The sequence below is a fragment of the Pseudomonadota bacterium genome (assembly GCA_039028155.1).
Lineage (GTDB): Bacteria > Pseudomonadota > Alphaproteobacteria > SP197 > SP197 > JANQGO01.
Map to the genome: position 1 here is coordinate 16,861 of JBCCIS010000050.1, position 21,922 is coordinate 38,782.

The window sequence follows — 21,922 nt, forward strand, 5'->3', positions numbered from 1 at the left end:
CGCTCTCTCGCGACGTGGAGCCGGGCGCGTTCGCCGCTGCCTACTCCTCGACCTCCTCGACTTCCCACAGGCGCAAGACCGTGGCGCCCTCGGCGTCGTCCATGTACATGATGCCCTCTTCAACCCGGATCGCCTCAACACGATCCAGTGCCGCCATGAACGCAGCCTCCTGATCGCTGACGGCCGGCTCGCACAGCATCTGCGTTGTCGCCATGGGACTGAAGCGCACGACACCCTCCTCGATCTGATATGACCCAAAGAAGGTGTTGCACCCGCCATTGCCGTTGACCCTGCCATCGTCAGCAAAGCCAATCCGGGTTTGGGCGAAGTCGACGACACCCTGACCGTCGATGTCTTCGACCACCCAGGTGGTGCCTTCGTAGGGATAGCTCGGCCCCGTCACCTCCGACACCGTGTCGCAGGCGGTTGCCACAGCCGCCAGGGCGCCGATGGCCGCCATCTTCGCCAACACGGCGGGGCGGCGCGAAGCGCGCGCGGCCAACGTTGCCGTCAATGATGAATGGATCATAGCGTGCCACTCCCAAATTTGCGCTGAATAGATCTGTGCTCAATAGAAAAGACAGACCGGACACGACACCGGGCACCGACATTCGCCGATACCGGAGCATGCGTTCCCGACCTGCCCTATCCTAGACCCAGATCTGACGTAACAAAATGGCAGGTTAAGGGCAGAGCGCCCGACCTAGAGCACGTCGACGATAGCCTTACCCAGAGCCTCGGTCGATGCGTTCCCGCCGAGATCGGGCGTCAGCTGGCGGCCCTCCTTCAAAACCCGTTCGATGGCGCCGACGACCACCTGGCCCGCCTCGCCATGGCCGAGGTGATCGAGCATCATGGCGCCGGCCCAGATCTGGCCGATCGGGTTTGCGATGCCCTTACCGGCAATGTCAGGTGCTGAGCCGTGCACCGGTTCGAACATGGAGGGCTTGTCGCCGGCCGGGTTGATATTGGCCGAAGGCGCAATCCCGATACTGCCGGCGACCGCCGGGCCCAGGTCCGACAGGATGTCGCCAAACAGGTTCGAGCCGACGACGACGTCGAACCAGTCGGGGTTGCGCACGAAGTGCGCCGTTAGGATGTCGATATGGTACTGGTCGACGGCCACATCCGGATAGTCGGCGGCGACCGCCGCCACACGCTCGTCCCAGAACGGCATGGTATGAAAGATGCCGTTGGACTTGGTCGCCGATGTCAGGTGTTTCTTCGCCCGGCTATTCGCAAGGTCAAACGCGTAGCGCAGAATACGGTCGGTGCCGTGGCGCGTGAAGACGGCGTTCTGGGTCACCATCTCGTGCTCGGTGCCCTCGTAAATTCGCCCGCCGATCTGCGAGTACTCGCCTTCGGTATTTTCGCGCACGACCCAGAAGTCGATGTCGTCGACGCCGCGGCCGGCAAGTGGGCAGGGCACGCCATCGAACAGGCGCACGGGCCTCAGGTTGACGTACTGATCCATCGTACGGCGGATCGGTATCAGGAGGCCCCACAGCGACACGTGGTCGGGCACGCCTGGAAAACCGACGGCGCCAAGAAAGATCGCATCAAACGCGGCAAGCTGGTCGAGACCGTCTTCCGGCATCATGCGGCCGGTCTTGGCATAGGTCTCGCAGCTCCAGTCGAAGCTGGTCCAAGCAAATTCAATGCCCATCTTGGCGCCGGCCGCCTCCAAAACACGCAGCCCCTCGGGCACCACTTCCTTGCCGATTCCATCACCGGCGATAACCGCGATACGATGACTCAACCGTCTTGTCCTTCCCTGTTGTTACGCATCAGATGGTCGATGCTGTTCCTCAACTCACGCCGCTTGGCGCACTGATCGCGATGATCATCTACCAGCGCCGCGACGGCGCCGGTATCGTCCCGCAATGCGATGGCAATCTCGGCATCAAGCCGGACGATCTCGCGGATGACATCCTTTAGTTCGCTCGCCACCGCGTGAACAGCGCCCGGCGCGTCGGCCCGGGCCTGCTCGCGGAGTGGTTCCAGTTGGGCCTCAAGACCGATCCGATCGTTCGGTTCCGTTACCTGCTCTGAAGCTTGCTCAAGATCGGCGATACGATCAAACAGCTCGCCCCAAGTGACCGTGATCGTCGGCAGCCCGGCCATCGCGTCTAGGTCCCCTGGAACGCGGCGGCGCGCTTCTCGCGAAACGCGGAAACACCTTCACGATAGTCGTTGGTTAGACCCAGACCCTTTTGAAGCCGCGCTTCCAGCGCCAGTTGGGTCTCCAGATCGTTGCCGGTCGAAGCGCGGATGGCGGCCTTGATATCGCCCAGCGCACGCGTCGGACCTTTGGCGAAACCGGTGGCTATCGCGTGGGCATCAGCCGCGAGCGACTCGTCACCAACGCAAGTCCAGATGAGGCCCCAGGCCGCCGCCTGTTCGGCCGGCAGCGGATCACCCATCATGGCAAGCCCCATCGCGCGCGCCTGGCCCACCAGGCGCGGCAGGATCCAGGTGCCGCCGGCATCGGGCATCAGGCCGATCTTGACGAAGGCCTGCATGAACGAAGCCGAACGCCCGGCGATGACGACATCGGCAGCCAGTGCAATGTTGCATCCGGCGCCCGCGGCCACGCCGTTCACCGCCGCCACTACCGGGCAGCCCATGCCTGTCAGCCGCATAATGAGCGGGTTGTAGCGGGTAACGAGCGAGTCCTCGAGATCCGGCGTCTCGCTTTCCATGTCGCGCGATGTCAGATCGGCGCCGGCGCAGAACCCTCGGCCGGCGCCGGTGATCATGACGCAGCGGAGGTCGGCATCCGCCTCGATCCGATCGAGCGCGTCGGCAAGATCGCTGAACATCTGCGGTGTCAGCGCGTTCAGCCTGTCCGGGCGGTTCAGCGTAATGCGGGCAACGCCGCCCTCGGCGTCGAACAGAATCGTCTCGTAGGTCATGGCGCTGACTGCTCCCGGCACGGTCAATCTAGAGGTGTGCCCTGTCATAGAGCAGATCCCGATTTGATGGAATTGCTTCAGGGCAAGTCCACCCGCCTTAGCGATCTTGTCCGATAACGCCAGCGACTATAGTTTGCCCGCCGCCATGATACCGCCCCGCGCCCAACCGCTTGCGCCGCTGCCGCTCGTCAACTGGATGGGTGTGCGGACGCTGTTCTGGATGGAGCTCCGCCGCTATCTTAAAGCCTGGCCCTACGCCATCGGCGCGCCAGTGCTGACCACGCTGCTGTTCCTGGCGGTGTTCGATCTGGCGTTGGGCGACTTGCGCCGCGATATCGACGGCGTGCCGTTCCTGGTCTTCCTGGCACCCGGCCTGGTCGCCATGACCGTGATGACGACGGCCTTTGAGATCACCGGCTGGTCGACCATCGACGCGAAAATCCGCGGCACGATCCAGGCGCAGCTGTCGGCACCGCTGCGGCCGACCGAGTTTGTCGGTGCCCACGTACTGGCAGGCGCTGTGGGCGGTCTGGTGAACGGCCTGCTGGTCGTGGTCGCCATGCAGCCCTTCATCGCCATCACGCCCATCGACCTCGGCCTATTGCTGTACTTCACCGTCACCAGCGCGTTGTTCATGGCCAGCGTCGGCATCGCGGCGGGTATTCAGGCGGACAAGTACGATCACGTCGCCACGATCATGAACTTCTTGATAACGCCAATGATCTTCTTGTCCGGCGTCTTCTTCCCCGTGAGCGCCTACAGCCCCCTCTTTGCCGACCTCGCACATCTGAGCCCGTTCTTCTGGATTATCGATGGCGCCCGCCATGGCTATCTTGGCGTAGGCGAGGCGCCGCTCTTGCCATCAATGGTTCTCACCGGCGCCATGACCATCATTGCCCTGATCGGCCTGACCTTCATGGTCGCGCGCGGTTACAAGCTGAAACAGTGACCGGCTTGTAATAGCCATCCACATCACCGACCGCTTCGGTGTCGGCAGCAACATGGCCCACACACCGGCCGAATCACCCATGAGGCGATCGAGGACGGTGCCATAGACGCTGTGCATCGAACCGATTGACCATCGATATGAGCGTTGGCGCGCTATGCCGCTAATCTATGGGCAGGGAAAAGAACCCTCCAGGTTCATGACCCATTGCGGCGCGGATCCTATGCCACCCGATCCCAAGGGGTCCGCGCCGCACCTCCCATCATCCGCAATCGACACCCCGTTCAGCCAGCGCCGAAGCGGTCGCTCAGGCTTTGCAGGCCGGCATCGTAGATGCCGCCGATCGCCTCGCGGGCGATATCTTCTGGCGCACCAGCCAACTGGTACTCCGCCGACCAGGTCACCGTCGACGTCCCATCGCCATTGTCTGAGACCGACAGGGTGGAGACGTAGCCTTCGACCGGCAGCGGTCCATCGACGAGGACATATCGATAACGCATGGCCGCGTCATCATGGGTGGCCAGCCGTTCTCTCAGCCGAATACTGCCGACGACGACCACCTCGCGTTCCTGACCCTCACCCGATCCGCTGCCGTGGCAGGCGATAACCGCCGGGTGCCAGTTGGCCAAGCCATCGAACGGCCCAACCAGCGTCCAAACTTCGGCCGCAGACGCCGCAACTTTCTTGGAACGCTCCAGTAAAGGCATCGTAACGTCTCCCGCTTAACGGCTCACCATCATCAGCCGCGCATGCGCTCACCCTTAGGATCAAACGGCGCCGACAGCGACGCCGTTGCCGGGAACCGGTCACCGGCAATCTCGATCTCGTAGGACGCCGACAGAATGTCGTCACGGCTGATCGGACCGTCTTCGGACTCAACATAACCCATGGAGATCGGCTTCTCGATGGAATAGGCGTAGCCGCCTGACGTGGTCGTGCCGACCAGCTTGCCGTCTCGCCATATCGGCTCCTCGTGCAGCATGCGGGGCGCGCCGGGCTCACCGTCGACCGTGAAAATCGCCAAGCGACGATTAACGCCGTTTTCGCGCTGGGCGGCAATGGCTTCGCGGCCAATGTAGTCGACGTTCTTGTCACGCGCGACGGCGAACCCAAGGCCCGCCTCGATCGGGGTGTCCTCCGGCCCGATGTCATGGCCCCAGTGCTTGAAGCCCTTTTCAAGCCTCAGACAGTCCTGACAGTGCAGGCCCGCATGGCGCAGACCGTACTCCGCGCCGGCTTCGGTCAGGACCTCGTGGACGTGGGCGGCGAATTCGATGGGCACATAAAGCTCCCAACCGAGATCGCCGACATAGGAAACCCGCTGGCCGCGCACCATGGCATAGCCCAGGCCGAACTCCTGCGACGTGCCGAACGGGAAGGCCTCGTTCGACAGATCGACGTCCGTCAGCGATGACAGAAGCGCGCGCGACTTCGGTCCCATGACGCCCAAGACGGCAAAGGCCGACGTGACGTCGGTCATGGTGACGTTGGCGCCCGCATCCATATTGCGCGCCATCCAATCCCAATCGTGCAATCTGGTCGTCGATCCGGTCACGACAAGAAAGCGTTCTTCGCCCAGGCGCGTCACGGTCAGATCCGTCTCGATGCCGCCCTTCGCGTTGAGCATCTGGGTATAGATCGCGCGGTTCTCTTCCTGCGCGATGTCGTTGGCGCACAACCGCTGAAGCTGGTGTTCGGCATCGCCGCCCTGAACCTCGAACTTGGCGAATGGCGTGAGGTCATAGAGAGCGACATCGTTGCGTGTCGCATGGGCCTCACGCGCCGCCGCGTCGTGCCAGCATGGTTTGCCGAATGTATAGGTGTATTCGCGGGCCTCGTCCCCTTCGGCATAAAACATCGGACGCTCCCAGCCAGACGCGACGCCCATCACGGCACCCTGTTCCACGAGCTTGTCGTGATAGGGCAGCCGCCGCGCGCCACGCGCGGTCTCGGGCTGGCGGTCGGGCCAGTGCATGGCATAGAGCAGGCCGAGCGATTCCACCGTGCGGTCGCGCAGATAGGTGCGCGCCTTCTGGAACGGCTCGACACGCGTGATGTCGACATCCCACAGATCCATCGGCGATTCGCCGTCGACGATCCACTGGGCCAGTGCCTTGCCGATACCCGGCGCCGAGGCGATGCCGATCGAGTTGAGGCCGGCGGCGACGTAGATGTTCTGGGTCTCTGGTGCACGGCCCATGTAGTAGCGGTTGTCCGGCGTGAAACTCTCCGGCCCGTTGAAGAACTGGCGGATGCCCGCCTCGGCAAGCGCTGGAATACGTTTCAGGCCGCCGTCCATCAGGATCTCGAAGTGATCCCAGTCTTCCGGCAGGACCGTGAACGAGGCGTCGTCCGGTACGCCGTCGACTGCCCATGGTTTGGCGACCGGTTCGAACCCGCCGACCAGGAGCTTGCCCGCGTCTTCCTTGATGTAGATGCAGGCGTCGTAGTCGCGGAGCACGGGTAGATCGGCGGGCACGTCGGGCATCGGCTCGGTCACGATGTACATGTGCTCGGCAGCGTGGAGCGGCACGGTCACGCCGATCGCGGCGGCCAGGTCGCGCGTCCACATGCCGCCGGCCAAGACGACATACTCGCATTCGATCGTACCGTGATCGGTCACGACCGCGCTGGCGCGCCCGTTCGCCGTCTCGATGCGGCGAGCCGGACACTGTTCGATGATCTTGGCCCCACCCATGCGCGCGCCCTTCGCCAGCGCCGCCGTCGTGTCGGTCGGGTTGGTCTGGCCGTCCTTGGGCATGAAGACCGCGCCGACAAGATCTGACGTCTCGGTCACGGGATGCAGCTTGGCGACCTCGGCTGGCGTCAGAACCTCGACGTCGACGCCAAATGCGTTGGCCATGGACGCGGCGCGCTTAAGCTCGGTAAAGCGTTCTTCGGTCTGGGCGACGGTAATCGCGCCGTTCTGTTTGAAGCCGGTCATCTGGCCGGTTTCGGCCTCCAACTTCGGGTAGAGCTCGACGGAATAGGCCGCGAGTTGGGTCAGGTTGCGCGATGGCCGCAACTGGCCGACCAGGCCGGCGGCGTGCCATGTCGTGCCGGATGTCAGCTGGTCGCGCTCCAGCAGCACAACGTCGGTCCAGCCCAACTGGACGAGGTGATAGGCAATGCTGCAGCCGACGATGCCGCCGCCGACAACGACCACCTGAGCGCGGTCGGGCAAGTTCTGAACCATGCTTCCTCCACACAACACAGCGCGCTCGACCCCCGGGCCGGGCACGCGCATGATAGCTGCCCATCTTGTCCGGTAAATCGAGCGGATCGTCCATGACAAAACGCATTCAAACCAGCTTCCCCAAGCTGGTACGCGAGATTGAGAACATCTGGATCAAGCTCTCGGACGGAACCCGCCTGGCCGCGCGGATCTGGCTGCCGGAGGATGCCGAGGAAGACCCGGTGCCGGCGATCCTGGAATACATCCCCTACAGAAAGCGCGATTTCACCCGCAACCGGGACGAGCCGATGCATGCCTGGTTCGCCGGCCAGGGCTATGCGGCGGTGCGCGTCGACATCCGGGGATCGGGCGATTCGGATGGGGTCCTGGACGATGAATACCTGCAGGTTCATGAGCTCGACGACGCCTGCGAGGTCATCGCCTGGCTCGCCGACCAGCCCTGGTGCAGCGGCGCCGTGGGCATGATGGGCAAATCCTGGGGCGGCTTCAACGCGCTACAGGTCGCGGCGCTCCAGCCGCCGGCACTCAAGGCCATCATCACCGTCTGCTCGACCGACGACCGCTATGCCGACGACGTCCACTACATGGGCGGCTGCCTGTTGAGCGACAATCTTTGGTGGGGCTCGGCCATGCTGGTCTTCAACGCGCGCCCGCCGGACCCGGCCATTGTCGGCGACCGCTGGCTCGCCATGTGGCAGGAGCGCCTGGCCGCCATCCGGCCCTGGCCGGTCCGTTGGATGGAGCACGCCCGCCGCGACGCCTATTGGCAGCACGGCTCGGTGTGCGAGGACTACGGCGCCATCAAGATTCCCGTCTATGCGGTCGGCGGTTGGGCCGACGGCTACTCCAACGCCATCCCTCGGCTGTTACAGCATCTCGATGGGCCACGCCGCGGTCTGACAGGCCCGTGGGTCCATATCTATCCGCAGGACGGCACACCGGCGCCGGCCATGGGATTTCTGCAGGACGCCGTCAGATGGTGGGACCGATGGCTGAAGGACACGGAAAACGGCATTGACGGCGAACAGTCCTACCGCGTCTGGATGCAAGACAGCGTCCCGCCGCAATCGACCTATGACGCGCGGCCGGGACGATGGGTCGCCGAACAGGCTTGGCCCTCGCCGACGATCGAAGAAAGGCGCCTTCACCTGAACACCGACGGGCTTGGGCCCCATCCCGGCCCTTCAGACACGCTGTCGATTTCGTCGCCTTTGACCACTGGTCTGCTGGCGGGCGAGTGGTGCGGCTTTGGGCTGCCGGGCGAAATCGCGTCGGACCAACGGGCGGATGATCGGGGTTCCCTGTGTTTCGACAGCGCGCCCCTGGCCGAGCGGACCGAGATCCTGGGCGCGCCGGTTGTCGAGTTGGAGGTCGCCGCCGACCGGCCGGTTGCCCAGGTTGCGGTGCGCCTCAACGACGTGGCGCCGGACGGTGCTTCGACCAGGGTGACCTATGGCGTCCTGAACCTGACCCACCGCGATAGCCACCAACACCCGAAGCCTCTGGTGCCGGGTGAGCGGTACCGTGTCCGGGTGCAACTCAACGACATCGCCCACGCTTTCCCACCCGGTCATCGCCTGCGCATCGCCGTCTCATCATCCTATTGGCCGATCATCTGGCCGAGCCCGACGCCGGTCACGCTGACTGTCGTGTCGGGCGCCAGCACACTGATGCTCCCGGTTCGCCCGCCGCGCAGTGACGATGCTGACTTGCCGGCCTTCGACGAACCGGAGACGGCACCGGATGTGCCGACGACGCGCCTCAATCCCGGCCACTTCCGCCGCGCCATCGAACACGACCTCGTCACCGGCGAGATCGTCTCGCGCCTGGAAATGGAGGGCGGGCTGTTCGGCGTCGATGGCACCTACCGGCTGGACCCAATCGACCTTGTCATTTTGTCGTCGATGGATCGCCGGTACAGCATTACCGGTGATGACCCACTGTCGGCTCGCGCCGACATCACACAGGTGATCGCGTTGTCGCGCGACGACTGGCATGTCAAAGCCGATACGTCGATCCACATGTGGTCGACACAGGACGATTTTCACCTGGAAGCCAAGGTCGACGCCTATAACGGCGAGGAACTGATCTCGTCACGCCAGTGGAGCGAGCGCGTGCCAAGGGACCTCGTTTGAGGTGAGCCGCCGGTGCTGGTCAAACCGGCGCCACGAGCATCAAGAGATCACCGCCGTGCTGGATCAACGGGTGTTTCGCGGCCGGTGCGCGCGCGGCTTCCTTGAAGCCGTGGCGCGCGTAGAGCGTCATGGCCGGCTTGTTCTCCTCAAAGCAGACCAGACTGACCGCGCCAAGGCCGAGGTCACGGGCATTCTGCAGCGCCAGCTCCGTCAGTGCGGCGCCCACTCCATTGCCCTGGAAGTCCGGGAACACAGCCACAACGTTGACGTGGTAGGTGCCCTCGCCGACCCGGTCCAAGGCGTCGAAGGGTTCAACGACGGCGTAGCGCTCCTCGGGCACGATGGGATCTGACGGATCACCCGTCATCGCGTCGAATGGGTGAGCATGCAAGTCGCCGATCACGCGACCATCCGATTCCGCCACCCAGCAATGGCGATACGACTTCGTCGAGTTCTGGAAGAAAAACCGGCGTTCCAGCATCTCAGCAACAGATTGGCCGGGGATCAAACCGTCGTAGATCGCCGCAATGATACCGTCCGAACCGAGAACCTGCAGACGAGCCAGATCGGCGACATCACGGTCTTCGGCAGGGCGTATGTGATAGTCCATGGCTGACCTCACGCATGGTCCTGTGCCGCCATCAAGTCGTCGGCATCTCGCTGACAGTAGATGCCATGCGTGTTGCTCAACTTGGTAAGCGGCGGCGGCTCGGTATTGCACTTGCCGTCGATCACGAGCGGACAGCGCAGGCGGAACGGGCACGCCTCGTCGTGCAGCATGACATTGCTGCGCATGCCGGCACTGGCCTCGCGTGTCGCAATTACCTCCTCCAGCCAACCGGTTCTCAGCGCCGGTACCGAGTTGATCAGAAGCTGGGTATAGGGATGATGCGGCGGCGCGAAGACCTCCTTGGTCGGGCCCACGTCGATCACACGGCCGGCATACATCACCGCGACACGGTCCGCGATCGACGCGACCGTCGACAGATCGTGGCTGATAAAGAGGTAGCCGACATTGTGCTGTTCGCGCAGTTCCTTCATCAGGTCCAGAATGCGCGCCGCGACAACCGTATCAAGCGACGACAGCACCTCGTCGCACAGGATGATATCTGGCTCGGCGCCAAAGGCGCGCGCGATCGACACGCGCTGGCGCTGGCCGCCGGAGAGTTCGCTGGGGAATCTTCCGGCATAATCGGCGTCCAGTCCAACCATCTCCAATAGGTCGGCGATGCGGTCCTGTTTCTCAGACCCCGACATGCCGAAATAGAGTTCGAGCGGACGGCCGATCGCCTCGTCGATGCGCCGCTCGGGGTTCAGTGACTGATCAGGACTTTGGAAGACGATCTGAATGCGGCGCAACTGGTCCTTGGTTCGTTGGTTGGAGCGGGCGGCCAGTTGCTCACCCCGGAACGTGACGCTGCCATTGAGCGCGGGGTGCAGACCGGCGATGACGCGGGCCAGCGTCGATTTGCCACTGCCGGATTCGCCGACCAGCGCGAGAACCTCCCGGGGAAAGACATCGAGATCGTTGTCGTGCAGCACATTGTTCTCACGCGACAGCTTCTGGAACATGCCGGCGCGTTCATAGGTCGCGTTCACGCCCCGGATCGTCATGATCGGCTGCAGCGTGGTATCGGGCACCCAGTCCGACACGGCGGTGTCGCGGCTGGGTTTGGGTTTGACCGCGCCAAGCAGCGTGCGCGTGTAGGCCTCCTGCGGGCGGTCCAGGATATCGCTGGTCGCGCCGCGCTCGACCACGTCACCCTGATTCATGACCAGGATCCGGTCGGCCACCTGCGCGACGACGGAAAGGTCGTGCGACACATAGACGGCGGCAGTGCCGTATTCGCGGATCACGTCCTTGATCGCCTGCAGCACCTCGATCTGGGTGGTCACATCAAGCGCGGTCGTCGGTTCGTCGAGAACCAGAAGTTTGGGCCGGCAGGCCATGGCCATCGCCATCATGATGCGCTGTTGCTGTCCGCCGGAAGCCTGGTGCGGATAACGATGGGCGAGCGCCGGCGGATCGGGCAAATCGAGCAGCGAGAGAAGCTCAATAGCACGGTCGTTGGCCTCTTTGTCCTTGGCCAGACCGTGCAGCAACAGGCCCTCGGCGACCTGCTCGCCGATCGGGATCGCCGGGTTAAGCGCCGCCTGCGCGCTTTGCGCGACATAGGCGACATCCTTGCCCCTGAGATCGCGGCGCGCAGCGGTCGTCATCGTCAGGATATCGTCGTCGCCAAGGACGACGGACCCGGCCTTGAACCGCGTGCCCGGCCGCGTGTACCCCAACGCCGCCAACGCCACCGTGGTCTTGCCGGCGCCGGACTCGCCGATCAGCGCAACCACCTCGCCTGGATGTACGTCGACACTGACGTCGTTGACCGTCTGTATCCATACCCCAGAGGGCGGTCTGGCCTCGACAACCAGATCGCTGATACGAAGCAGCGGCGTCACCCGGTCAATTCCTTTGAGATTGAACGGCCGGACTGGCTGCCAAGCCAGTCAACGATCAGATTGACGCCAACAGTCAGAATCGCGATCGAGAACGCCGGCGCCAGGACCGCGAGATAAGCGCCACGCTGAAGCGCGTTCAGGTTCTCGCGCACCATGCTGCCCCAGTCCGCGTCGGGCGGTTGGATGCCGAGGCCCAAAAAGCTCAAGCTCGACAGAAACAGAATGGAATAGGTCAAGCGCAACCCGAACTCGACCGCCAGTGGTCGAATGGTCGAGGGCCAGATCTCGCGCACCAGGATCGATGTCAGTTTCTCGCCGCGCGCCCGAGCGACCTCGACGAACTCCAGCGCGGCGATATTCATGGCGACGGCGCGACCGACACGGCCAACCCGCGAGGCATGGATGACGGCGATGGTGCAGATCAGCACCCACAGATCGGATGACAGCGCAGCAATGACAATCAGCGCCAGAAGGATCGGCGGGAACGACAGGAAGACGTCGAGCAACCAGGTCACGAAGTCGTCGTAGCGGCCGCGAATCTCGGCCGCCGAGAAGCCGATCGCCATGCCGAGCAGGAAACCAAGGACCGTCGCCGCCAGCGCGACGCCGACAGTGAGCTGCGCGCCATAAAGAAGACGGGTCAGAATATCGCGGCCCAGAACGTCGGTACCCAAAAGCGACTGGTCGCTGGGCGGGTCAAACACGTCGCCGACGATCTGGCCGACATTGTAAGGCGCGATGAACGGCCCGATCAGCGCCAGACCCAGACCCAGAATGACGATGATGATGCCTGCCCAGGCCCAGGCATCGGGCTTCGGCCGCGCCCGTTTGCTGCGCTTGCGCGGGATGGCGCGCGTTGCCGTCGTGTCGGTCATTTGGCGTACCTCAGGCGCGGATTGGCCATGATCGCGCCGATATCGGCGAGAATATTCAGCGCCACATAAAAGGCGCAAAACACCATGGCGACGATCTGGATCTGCGGGACATCGCGGAAGACAACGGAGTCGACCATCAACCTGCCCAGGCCCGGATAGGTGAAAATCACCTCGACCACGACAACACCGCTGATCAGATAGCCCAGGTTCAGCGCGACAACATTGACGATCGGACCCAAGGCGTTGGGGATGGCGTGCTTGATGATGATGCGCGACTTTGACGCACCCTTCAGGATCGCCATCTCCACATAGGCCTGTTTCAAGACGTCCAGCACGGCCGCGCGCGTCATGCGAATGACGTGGGCCAGCAAAGATAGCACCAAGGTCACCATGGGCAGGAAGGTCTGACCCAATGTGGTGAAGACGTTGTCCCATCGCGGCCGATGAATGGTTGCCGAGAACCATCCGAGCTCGACGGCGAAGATCATCACCAGAACGACGGCAATGACGAAGTCGGGGATCGAGATGAAAAAGACGGTGGTCGACGACACCGACCGGTCGAATGAGCTTTCGGGATAGGCCGCGCACAAAAGACCGAGAAGCAGCGATAGCGGAATGGCGACGACAGCGGCATAGAGCGCCAGATAGATCGTGTTCTCCAGCCTCTGCCCGACGATGCGCTCCAACGGCATGCCGTTGGTCAGCGCGACGCCGAGATTGCCGCTGAGGATCGATCCCAACCAGTCGAAGTAGCGGACATGTGGCGGCCGGTCGAGGCCAAGTTGCGCGCGCAGCGCGGCCACCGTCTCTTCAGTCGCCGACTGACCGAGCACGGCCTGGGCAACGTCACCAGGCAGCAATTCCGTCCCGATAAAAACCAGGACCGAGATAGCCAGAAGCGTGACGGCGCCCAGCAGCAGGCGCCTGACAACGAGCTTGAACACTTATGCGTTTGCCCTTCGCGGCGGTTGCAACCCGGCATCGTTGTGCCGGACCTGCGCCGCCTCCTGTTCTCGTAAGCCTCCGGGCGCACTCGTGTGCGCGCACCAAAGTCTTGCAGAGCCCCCCGGCAATCGCAACGGCTATCGGCTTTTGCATTCGCCGATGGCTTATGCAAACGCTCGCTGGGCTTTAGCTAGATTGGTTTTCGCCACGCCGACGTTCTGGGCCAGGCTCTGAGAACCGCCTGGACGACGGTGGCCAGCGGGATGGCAAAGAAGACGCCCCAGAACCCCCACAAGCCGCCGAACACCAGTATGGCGACAATGATGGCGATGGGATGCAGATCGACAACCTCGCTGAACAGGAGCGGCGCCAGGAGGTTGCCATCAAGCGCCTGGATGATGCCGTAGGCCACCATGACGTAGAGGAAGTCCATGCTGGTGCCCCACTGCACGAAGCCCACTACCGCGACCGGCACCGTCACGGCCGCCGCACCGACATAGGGGATGAGAACCGAAAGACCGGTAATGACAGCCAGCAGCGCACTGAAGTTCACACCCAACGCGGCGAACACGACATAGGTCACGATGCCGACGATCAGGATCTCCCAGAACTTGCCGCGCACGTAGTTGCCGATCTGGCGGTTGACCTGGCGCCACACATCGGTCGTCAGATCACGGTCACGCGGCAGGAAGCCGTCAACCCACTCGGTGATCTTGACCTTGTCCTTGATCATGAAGAAGACCAGCAACAGGACCAGGATGATGTAGACGATCGCCGTCAGTAGCGTCACCACAGACGTGCCGGCCAAGGACGGCAGGGCGCGCGCGGCGCCGACGAACGAACGGCCGAGATCGCCGATGAAGCCACGCACCTGCTCTTCGGTGACGAGCTCGGGGTACCGTTCGGGAAGCTGCAGAAGCAGGCGCTGAAACTCCGCCATCATCGCTGGCGTCTGCTCGAAAAACTCGCCGACCTGGCGAACCAGGATCGGCATCAGGCCCAGAATGAACAGCAACGTCACCAGAATGAAGGCGATAAAGACGAAGCTGACGGCAACGATATGGCTCACACCCATTCGTTTCAGGCGCTCCACCAAACCATCAAGCAGAAAGGCGATGACCAGGGCGGCGATAACGGGCGCGACCATATTGGCGACGAAAATGATCGCCGCCAGGACCACTAACAGGATAATGGTCAAGAGCAGGACCTGCGGGTCGGAGAAGGTCTGCGTGAACCAATCTCTAATCGGTTTCATGCCGTGATGATCATCCGAACTGCGATGACGTGTGGACTTATGAAGCATCAAGCCTGCCTTCAATCAGCCAGGACGCCTGACACCGCATACTGCCCGCCCCAGAGTAACCGCGCGGCCCGTGTGCCGCAAAACTCATCCTAACGCCTCACGCGTCAGGGGACCAAGTAGGCCATCATCTTCGCTTATGAAACCGAAAACAGGGGTTCGCCCAGCTGCTCGCCTATCGGCGACAGCCCTAACCCGGGTGTGTCGTCCAGCACCAGCATGCCGTTGGCAGCGGCCGGGCCGCCCGTGAACATCGCGCCGTCAAAATAGGGCCGCATATCGACCGAAGCGAGAAGCAGGTTCTGGGGCACGCCGGCTGCGAGATGAAGGACGCCTAGCGATCCCGTATCCGCCGCCCACATGTCATCCACCTTCATGGGAAGCCCTGAGGCGATGCACAAGTCACGCACGGAGCGGGCGACAGAGAGCCCGCCCAGATTGGTCGGTTTGACGCCGACCCCGGCGAACGTCTCCGCGGCAATGGCGCGAACGTACATGGGCAGCGCGTTCATGCACTGATCCAGCACAACCGGGCAGCCGGTAGCGCGCGCCACCTCCAAGTTCTCCTCGAATGTCGTGCACGGCTCCTCGAACATGACACCGGCCGCTTTGGCCGCTTCGGCGACCGTGCGGCCGCCGTCGACGTCATATCCGCCGTTGGCGTCAACCAGCGCTTCATCGCCCGGCCGCAGGAACGAGGCCAGGGCTTCGATGCGGGCGATGTCACGGTCGACATGCCCCTCGATCTTCAGTTGAAAGCGGCCGATGCCCTTTTGACGCGCTTTCTCGGCATTACGCGCCACCTCGTCAGGCGCCTCGCTGCTGAGCGTCGCGTAGATCGCCGTCTTCTCACCGGCGCGGCCACCGAACAAGCGAAACAAGGGCTGGCCGGCGCGACCGCCCATCATATCCCACAGCGCCGTATCAACCCCGCAGCGGAGATTGGACAACGCGCCGGCGCCAAGCGCCGCCACCGCCGCGACAATGTCGCGCGAGTCCAAGCCGATAAGATTGGCGCACGCCGTCGCCGTTAGATCCACCTCCCTGTCGTCGAGTGGTGTCGACGCAACGGAGCTGAGCTGGCAGATCTCGCCAAATCCCTGCGAACCGTCGTCGGCGCCGATGACGAGCAGAATGTTCGCCAGCGCCGTACGTCGGCCATAGGACGTGGAGAAACTGCCGCCCACAAAGGCAAATCGAATGGCGTAGCCGGTTACCGAGACAATGCGCATGAGATCCCGCCCAGGTTGACGGCGAAATCGTAGGCCAACATGGGCAACAGCGCATAACTTGAATTTACTCCCTGCGCCGCTTGCTCTACGGTGTAGGAATCCAACTCAAAACAGGTGGCGAAATGTCTACGGATGTCGATCTGGTAATTGTTGGCGCGGGCGCGGCCGGCCTGGCCGCGGCCAAAGAGGCGCGGAAACTTGGCCTGACCTTTACGCTGCTGGAAGCATCACACCGCATTGGCGGGCGCGCCTATACCGAGGACTTCGCACCCGGCGTGCCGTTCGACCTGGGCTGCCATTGGATGCACTCGGCAAGCCTGAACCCGTTCGTCGCCATCGCCGATCGCGAGGGCTTCCATTACGCAAGGGACAGCGATTGGCACTCCTCTATCTTCGAGCGCGGCACCTGGTTGTCCGATGAAAAACTCGCCGAAATGAGTGATGCCGAAGAAGCCTTGGAGGAGGTTATCGAGGCTGCGGTCAAAGACGGCAAGGATATTGCCATCGCCGACCTCATGGACCTGGCCAGTCCTTGGGCACCCTACCTCGCCTATTGGTTCTCCCTCGGCACCTCACGCGATATCGACCAGGTCTCCATCGTAGATAACGTCGCCTACAACGACACCGACGAAGACTGGCCATTGCGCGAAGGCTTTGGCGCGCTGGTGGCCAAATGGGCTGCCGACGTCCCGGTGACGCTGAACGCGCCTGTGTCACGAATCGCTTGGGACGCCAAGGGCGTGAGCGTCGAATCGGCCAAGGGCACGGTCAGCGCCCGGCGGGTATTGGTCACGGTATCGACCAACGTGCTTGCCTCCGGCGCCATCGTCTTCGATCCGGCGCTGCCGGTCTGGAAGCACGATGCCATCGCGGCGCTGCCGCTGGGCGTTCACAACCGCATCGGCATCATGCTGAACGACAACCCCTTCGGTTCCGACGTCAAGGACAACGCCACCATCATGTTGGACGGCGACGACGTGCCGATGTCCATTGAAATCAGGCCCTTCGACCTTCCCTATGTCAGCGGCGTCACGGGTGGCCGATTTGGCTCCTGGCTTGAGCGCGCGGGGCAGAAGGCCTCGGTCGACTACGTCACTGAACGCCTGGTCAAGGCGTTTGGCAGTGATGTCGCGAAGTCGCTGTCAGAGCGGGTTATCGTCACGGCGTGGGAAGGCGACCCGTGGACTCTCGGTTCCTACTCCGGCGCCACACCAGGCAATGGCCATATGCGCGCCGAACTCGCGAAGCCGGTCGATGACACGGTGTTCTTCGCCGGCGAAGCAGCCCACACATCGTTCTACGCAACCTGTCACGGCGCCTATCTCAGCGGCATCGACCAGGTGCAAACGATCGCCAAAGGGTTGAAGATCGCGGCCTAGCCACGCGTAGACTGCACAGTCCTTATCAAAACATGTGACCATCGCGAAGCCATTGGCATACGATAGCGGCAATGGGTCCTTAGGCATGTGCCCATATTGAACAACGAGCCGGACAAGGGAGGCTGTTCATGGACAAAAAGGACGTACTGAAGCGTGAGTTCCTCAAAGGCAAGGTGTCGCGCCGCGATTTCAACGCCGGCCTGATGAGCATGGGTTTGACGGCGGCTGCGGCAGGCACCTTCGTCAGCACAACGATCGAGGAAGCCCAGGCCGCCGAGCCCAAGTCCGGCGGCTACATGCGGGTCGCCTCGACCGGCAGCCACGCGGGCGACACGCTGGATCCGGCAAAGATTGTCGGCGGTATCGACATCATGCGCGCCGGCCTGCTCTATAACCGCTTGATCGACTTCCTGCCCGACCAGGGACTTGTCGGCAACCTTGGCACCAGTTGGGAATCGAACGGCGACGCCACCGTGTGGACCATCGAGCTGATGGACGGGGTCGAGTTCCACAACGGCAAGACCATGACCGCGGCCGATGTCGCCTACTCCTTCAATCGCCACCTGAACCCGGATATCGGTTCGCCGGCGAACGCCTATCTGGGCGATGTCGATACGATCGTGGCCGACGGCGACAAGCATGTCGTCTTCAACATGAAAGCGCCCAACGCCGACATACCCTATCTGCTGACGGAGTATCACTTCACCGTGCAGCCGGAAGGGCAGGACACAGAGGCCTACACCTCCGGCAACGCGGTGGGAACCGGCGCCTGGATGGTCGATGAGTTCGAGCCGGGCATTGCCGCGGTCTTCAAGCGCAATCCCAACTATCACCGCAGCGGCCGGCCCTATATCGACGAGATCGAGACGTTCGGCATTCCCGACAACGCCTCGCGCGTCAACGCGTTGCTTGCCGGCGAGGCTGACATCATCGCCGCGCTCGATCCTCAGTTGATGGCGGAGGTCGAGGCTTCGGACAACGCGCACGTCTTGAACCAGCCAGGCGGCGCCCATCCGACCTATCCGATGCGTGCCGATACCGCACCCTATTCCGACAACAACGTCAGGCTAGCGATCAAGCACGCAGTCGATCGCCAGCGCATGCTGGATCTGGCCTGGGAAGGCAATGGCGTGGTCGGCCGGGATCATCCGATTCCTGAGTTCGACCCCTTCTTCGCGGCGGATGTCGAGCCACTGGCCACTGATCCTGACAAGGTAAAGTTCTACCTGAAGGAAGCCGGCATGGAGAATGCCGAGTTCGAACTGAACGCGTCCGACGCCAACTTCGGCGGCGCAAATGCCAGTGTCGTCATGGCCGAGTTGATGCGCGAATCCGGCCTGAAGGTGAACGTCAAAAAGGTGCCGTCCGATGGCTACTGGAGTGCTGTGTGGATGGTCGTGCCGTGGTGCGGTTCGTCCTGGTATGGCAGACCGACAGCCGACCTGATGCTGTCGATCGCCTATATCACCGGCGGCTCGTGGAACGAGAGCTTCTGGTCGAACGAAAAGTTCGACAATCTGGTTCTCGAAGCGCGCAAGACGACTGATACGGATCTGCGTAAGGAAATGTATCGCGACATCCAGATCCTGATGCGTGACGAAGGTTCGACCGTAACGCCCGTCTTCACCAACTGGATCGACGGCTACAGCTCGAAGGTGAAGGACCTGAAGGGTCATCCTCACGGCTTCACCGGATGGATGTACTGGGAAGACGTCTGGCTCGACGACGGTTCGGCCTGACGAACACCCGTCTTCTAGTTATGAGGGCCGGTCGCTTGCGACCGGCCCTTTTTCTTACGCGAGCTGTCGGGGAATACGGCGCGAAAGATGCCGGTCGTACACCCGCTCGCCCGCCTCCTCCGCAACAATGTCGGCTTCAACAAGGAAGCCGTCAGCGTCCGCGGTGACGGTTGTTGCCGCCTCGATGGCAATATCCCAGTCACCACGACGTTGCGCGATACGCCAGGACACCTCGCCGCCGCCGGACAAGGGCTCGCCGTCGGTGATCCACTGGCGTTCGCTGCCTTGGGCATCGACCTCCATGGCGTGGTCGTCAATCCGATAGGCACCGTCATCCTTTTCCAAGATCAGTTCGACGCGTCCGCTTGCAAGGTCGCGTTCGAAGCGCCGGACGCGACCGAACGCCCGCAACCACGTCAACGCCGGTGGTGGCGGCACTTCGGCGGCGGGGAACGGCGCCGGCGTGGCTCCGGCTCCCTCCGGCCATACCGGCAGATCCAGCTGACTGCCGGATAAATCAACGCAGACGGTCGCTTCGGCCGGCGCCGGCCACAGGAGCGGCCACGACCCCGTCGAAAGCGCGATGCGCAGGCGGCTTCCTTGCGCAAAGGACTGCGCGATCGCGTTCAGCGTGATGGTGACGTCGTAGTCCTCGCCGGGTCGCAACGCTTCCGGGCTCGCGTGCCCGCCCTGGTGGGTCAGGTTGAGCGCTCCCCAGGAGACAAGCGTCGACGTGCCGTCCGGCGCCACGGCGCACAGGCGTGCCACCAATGTGGCGACTGGCTGATCGGAGGCGACGCGCAGGCGCAGTTGTGGCGTTCCGACGATGCTGAGTTCGGACCCAAGCGGCGGTCCGTCGAAGCACACCGCCAAGGCATCGTCCGGCCGTTGATCAAGCGGCAGTTCGGGGCCGATGCCGTGGGGATTCCATTCGCCCGTCAGGGTGCCCAGGGACAGCGGCGTCTTGACGTCCACACGTCCCTCGGCCGCCTCACCAAGCGTCCCGTTACCCAGCGGCAGATCGTGCCAGACCACATCCGGCGCAGGCCATGCCGTCTGCGTGATCCATCGGCCGGGACGTTCGCTATAGCTCGCGGCGGGCGCCGCCGGTTCCTGCAACCAGAGCCGCACCATCGCCTCGTTGTCGATGCCGTTGTCATCACCTTTCAACCAGCGATCCCACCAGCGCAACGTCTCCTGCAAAAAGCCGATCGCGGGGCCTGGCGCGGCGATATGCGGATAACCGTGCGCCCACGGCCCGATCAGACAGCGGCGCGGCACCTTGAGACCGGCCATCAAGCGCAGGGCCGTGTTGGTGTACCCGTCGGCCCACCCGGTCACCGCATAGACCGGACACCGAATGGCATCCCAATCCTCGTTGACCGAGCCATGACGCCAGTAGGCATCGCGCGTCGGATGTGACATCCACTCCGCCGTCGTGAACGGCAAGTTGTCGAGGCGGTCGCGCCACATGTCGCGCCAGCGTTCGCCGACGACCTCGGGATCGGGCGGGCGCGCAGAATAGGCCAGGCTTTGACCGCCCCATGCCAGGTTGTTGCGCAAGAGACAGCCGCCCATGTAGTGGACGTCGTCGGCATAACGGTCGTCCGTTGAGCACAGCGTGACGACGGCCTTAAGTTCTGGCGGGCGACGCATGGCGACCTGAAGGCCGCTGAAACCGCCCCATGAGATGCCGATCATGCCGATCGATCCGGTGCACCATGGCTGCGCGGCAATCCAGGCCAGCGCCTCCAGCATGTCGTCCTGCTCCCGGGCCACGTACTCGTCCATCGGCAGGCCTTCGGAATCACCGGATCCGCGAATATCCAGGCGAATCGCGGCATAACCATGCCCGGCATACCAGGGGTGGATCAGCTCATCGCGTGGCAGCGTAAAGTCGCGCTTGCGGTAGGGAATGTACTCGACGACGGCGGGCACCGGGTTGGTTTCGGCATCGTCCGGTAACCAGATGCGTGCCGCCAGGCGGACGCCGTCCGACATCGGAATCCAGTCATGCGCGATTTCGCGTATCGCGCACGGAAACGTGTCGACGATGTTGAGGTCACCGTCAGCAGCAACCAAGTTAACCATGCATCCCCACCACACCCGTGAGGCCTGCATTGCACACCAGGTTGCCGGTCAACGGCAAGCCATCAGCGCGGGCGAACGTCAGTCGGCGTCTTCGGGCAGATTTTCCGGCAATGCCATGTGACCGACCACGCGCCGTTGCGCGTTGCCGACATGCGCGCGCATCGCGACGCGCGCTCGGTCGGCATCGCCGTCCTCGATCGCAGACATGATGGCATCGTGTTCCTGGCGCACGATCACCACACGCTCCTGCTGCTTTTTGGCGTCGAGCGAACGGGCAAGCTCCATGCCCTGGCCGATATCGTCGAACAGACCTTCCATGGTCTCGGCGAATAGGTCGTTGCCGCTGGCGCGGGCGATGTTCAGGTGGAACTCCAGATCGGACGTCTTGCCGACCCGGCCTTGGTTGACCGCCGTATCAAAGTCTCTGTGGGACTTTCTGATCGCCCGCAACTGGCTCGCACTGCGCCTGGTCGCCGCCAGGGCGGCCGCCTCGCCTTCCAGCGCGACGCGGAACTCGAAACAGCGCAGCGACTGGGCAACGTTGGCACACGGCGCGTAGCGCAGAATCTCGTTGGCCGGTCGCCGTCGAACGTAGCTTCCCGAACCCTGACGGGAATCGACGATACCGTCGGCCCTGAGCCGTGCCAGCGCCTCGCGCACAACCGGGCGCGAGACCTCGAACATGCGGCAAAAGTCATGCTCTGAAGGCAGC

General features: G+C 63.3%; 18 protein-coding genes. 4 read left to right on the top strand and 14 right to left on the bottom strand.

Annotated features, from left to right (window positions below):
* Window positions 1–40: 40 nt before the first annotated feature.
* From AAF563_20455 to paaG, 4 genes are all read right to left on the bottom strand, one after another.
* Window positions 41–529, bottom strand: a complete 489-nt coding sequence (locus tag AAF563_20455; protein ID MEM7123659.1) for an META domain-containing protein — start codon at window positions 527–529, stop codon at window positions 41–43.
* 174 nt (window positions 530–703) lie between these two features.
* Window positions 704–1,759: a tartrate dehydrogenase gene (locus AAF563_20460; protein ID MEM7123660.1), complete on the bottom strand. Its 1,056-nt coding sequence runs from the start codon at window positions 1,757–1,759 to the stop codon at window positions 704–706.
* Window positions 1,756–2,124 (bottom strand): hypothetical protein, encoded by a 369-nt coding sequence (locus tag AAF563_20465; GenBank protein ID MEM7123661.1) that lies wholly within the window; start codon window positions 2,122–2,124, stop codon window positions 1,756–1,758. The genes AAF563_20460 and AAF563_20465 overlap by 4 nt, the downstream gene beginning before the upstream one ends.
* Window positions 2,125–2,129: 5 nt before the next feature.
* Window positions 2,130–2,915 carry a 2-(1,2-epoxy-1,2-dihydrophenyl)acetyl-CoA isomerase PaaG gene (gene paaG, locus AAF563_20470; protein ID MEM7123662.1) on the bottom strand — a complete coding sequence of 262 codons (786 nt, stop codon included), beginning with the start codon at window positions 2,913–2,915 and terminating at the stop codon, window positions 2,130–2,132.
* 145 nt (window positions 2,916–3,060) lie between these two features.
* Between paaG and AAF563_20475 the strand changes: the two genes are divergently transcribed.
* Window positions 3,061–3,864, top strand: a complete 804-nt coding sequence (locus AAF563_20475; GenBank protein MEM7123663.1) for an ABC transporter permease — start codon at window positions 3,061–3,063, stop codon at window positions 3,862–3,864.
* Between the two features lie 281 nt (window positions 3,865–4,145).
* Here AAF563_20475 and AAF563_20480 read toward each other — a convergent pair whose 3' ends face one another.
* Window positions 4,146–4,568 carry an SRPBCC family protein gene (locus tag AAF563_20480; protein MEM7123664.1) on the bottom strand — a complete coding sequence of 141 codons (423 nt, stop codon included), beginning with the start codon at window positions 4,566–4,568 and terminating at the stop codon, window positions 4,146–4,148.
* A 32-nt stretch (window positions 4,569–4,600) separates the two neighbouring features.
* On the bottom strand, window positions 4,601–7,057 hold the full coding sequence (locus AAF563_20485; protein ID MEM7123665.1) for an FAD-dependent oxidoreductase: 2,457 nt from the start codon (window positions 7,055–7,057) through the stop codon (window positions 4,601–4,603).
* 92 nt (window positions 7,058–7,149) lie between these two features.
* Here AAF563_20485 and AAF563_20490 point away from each other — a divergent pair, with 92 nt between their 5' ends.
* Window positions 7,150–9,192, top strand: coding sequence for a CocE/NonD family hydrolase (locus AAF563_20490; GenBank protein MEM7123666.1), 2,043 nt, complete (start codon window positions 7,150–7,152; stop codon window positions 9,190–9,192).
* Between the two features lie 19 nt (window positions 9,193–9,211).
* Here the strand turns inward: AAF563_20490 and AAF563_20495 are convergent, their stop codons facing one another.
* From AAF563_20495 to AAF563_20520, 6 genes are all read right to left on the bottom strand, one after another.
* Window positions 9,212–9,802: a GNAT family N-acetyltransferase gene (locus AAF563_20495; GenBank protein ID MEM7123667.1), complete on the bottom strand. Its 591-nt coding sequence runs from the start codon at window positions 9,800–9,802 to the stop codon at window positions 9,212–9,214.
* 8 nt (window positions 9,803–9,810) lie between these two features.
* Complete coding sequence (locus AAF563_20500) at window positions 9,811–11,649, bottom strand: ABC transporter ATP-binding protein (protein MEM7123668.1); 1,839 nt, start codon at window positions 11,647–11,649, stop codon at window positions 9,811–9,813.
* A complete protein-coding gene (locus tag AAF563_20505; protein MEM7123669.1) occupies window positions 11,646–12,524 on the bottom strand; it encodes an ABC transporter permease in 879 nt (292 codons plus the stop codon). The genes AAF563_20500 and AAF563_20505 overlap by 4 nt, the downstream gene beginning before the upstream one ends.
* Complete coding sequence (locus AAF563_20510; protein MEM7123670.1) at window positions 12,521–13,468, bottom strand: ABC transporter permease; 948 nt, start codon at window positions 13,466–13,468, stop codon at window positions 12,521–12,523. Before AAF563_20510 ends, AAF563_20505 begins: the two co-directional genes overlap by 4 nt.
* A 191-nt stretch (window positions 13,469–13,659) precedes the next feature.
* Window positions 13,660–14,724 (bottom strand): AI-2E family transporter, encoded by a 1,065-nt coding sequence (locus AAF563_20515; GenBank protein ID MEM7123671.1) that lies wholly within the window; start codon window positions 14,722–14,724, stop codon window positions 13,660–13,662.
* Between the two features lie 182 nt (window positions 14,725–14,906).
* Entirely contained in the window at window positions 14,907–16,001 is a 1,095-nt protein-coding gene (locus AAF563_20520; protein MEM7123672.1) for a mandelate racemase/muconate lactonizing enzyme family protein, read from the bottom strand.
* Between the two features lie 122 nt (window positions 16,002–16,123).
* Here AAF563_20520 and AAF563_20525 point away from each other — a divergent pair, with 122 nt between their 5' ends.
* Together AAF563_20525 and AAF563_20530 are read left to right on the top strand one after the other, a co-directional pair.
* Window positions 16,124–17,380 (top strand): NAD(P)/FAD-dependent oxidoreductase, encoded by a 1,257-nt coding sequence (locus tag AAF563_20525; GenBank protein ID MEM7123673.1) that lies wholly within the window; start codon window positions 16,124–16,126, stop codon window positions 17,378–17,380.
* 128 nt (window positions 17,381–17,508) lie between these two features.
* A complete protein-coding gene (locus AAF563_20530) occupies window positions 17,509–19,119 on the top strand; it encodes an ABC transporter substrate-binding protein (GenBank protein ID MEM7123674.1) in 1,611 nt (536 codons plus the stop codon).
* Window positions 19,120–19,173: 54 nt separating this feature from the next.
* Here the strand turns inward: AAF563_20530 and AAF563_20535 are convergent, their stop codons facing one another.
* A complete protein-coding gene (locus AAF563_20535) occupies window positions 19,174–21,210 on the bottom strand; it encodes a CocE/NonD family hydrolase (protein ID MEM7123675.1) in 2,037 nt (678 codons plus the stop codon).
* A 78-nt stretch (window positions 21,211–21,288) separates the two neighbouring features.
* Window positions 21,289–21,922 (bottom strand): FCD domain-containing protein (locus AAF563_20540; GenBank protein MEM7123676.1); only part of this gene is annotated, 634 nt, incomplete at its 5' end.

Bases quoted from the DNA above. Each gene is read 5' to 3' on its own strand.
- AAF563_20455 (MEM7123659.1), bottom strand. From the start codon at position 529: ATGATCCATTCATCATTGACGGCAACGTTGGCCGCGCGCGCTTCGCGC.
- AAF563_20465 (MEM7123661.1), bottom strand. From the start codon at position 2,124: ATGGCCGGGCTGCCGACGATCACGGTCACTTGGGGCGAGCTGTTTGAT.
- paaG (MEM7123662.1), bottom strand. From the start codon at position 2,915: ATGACCTACGAGACGATTCTGTTCGACGCCGAGGGCGGCGTTGCCCGC.
- AAF563_20475 (MEM7123663.1), top strand. From the start codon at position 3,061: ATGATACCGCCCCGCGCCCAACCGCTTGCGCCGCTGCCGCTCGTCAAC.
- AAF563_20480 (MEM7123664.1), bottom strand. From the start codon at position 4,568: ATGCCTTTACTGGAGCGTTCCAAGAAAGTTGCGGCGTCTGCGGCCGAA.
- AAF563_20485 (MEM7123665.1), bottom strand. From the start codon at position 7,057: ATGGTTCAGAACTTGCCCGACCGCGCTCAGGTGGTCGTTGTCGGCGGC.
- AAF563_20490 (MEM7123666.1), top strand. From the start codon at position 7,150: ATGACAAAACGCATTCAAACCAGCTTCCCCAAGCTGGTACGCGAGATT.
- AAF563_20495 (MEM7123667.1), bottom strand. From the start codon at position 9,802: ATGGACTATCACATACGCCCTGCCGAAGACCGTGATGTCGCCGATCTG.
- AAF563_20505 (MEM7123669.1), bottom strand. From the start codon at position 12,524: ATGACCGACACGACGGCAACGCGCGCCATCCCGCGCAAGCGCAGCAAA.
- AAF563_20515 (MEM7123671.1), bottom strand. From the start codon at position 14,724: ATGAAACCGATTAGAGATTGGTTCACGCAGACCTTCTCCGACCCGCAG.
- AAF563_20520 (MEM7123672.1), bottom strand. From the start codon at position 16,001: ATGCGCATTGTCTCGGTAACCGGCTACGCCATTCGATTTGCCTTTGTG.
- AAF563_20525 (MEM7123673.1), top strand. From the start codon at position 16,124: ATGTCTACGGATGTCGATCTGGTAATTGTTGGCGCGGGCGCGGCCGGC.
- AAF563_20530 (MEM7123674.1), top strand. From the start codon at position 17,509: ATGGACAAAAAGGACGTACTGAAGCGTGAGTTCCTCAAAGGCAAGGTG.
- AAF563_20535 (MEM7123675.1), bottom strand. From the start codon at position 21,210: ATGGTTAACTTGGTTGCTGCTGACGGTGACCTCAACATCGTCGACACG.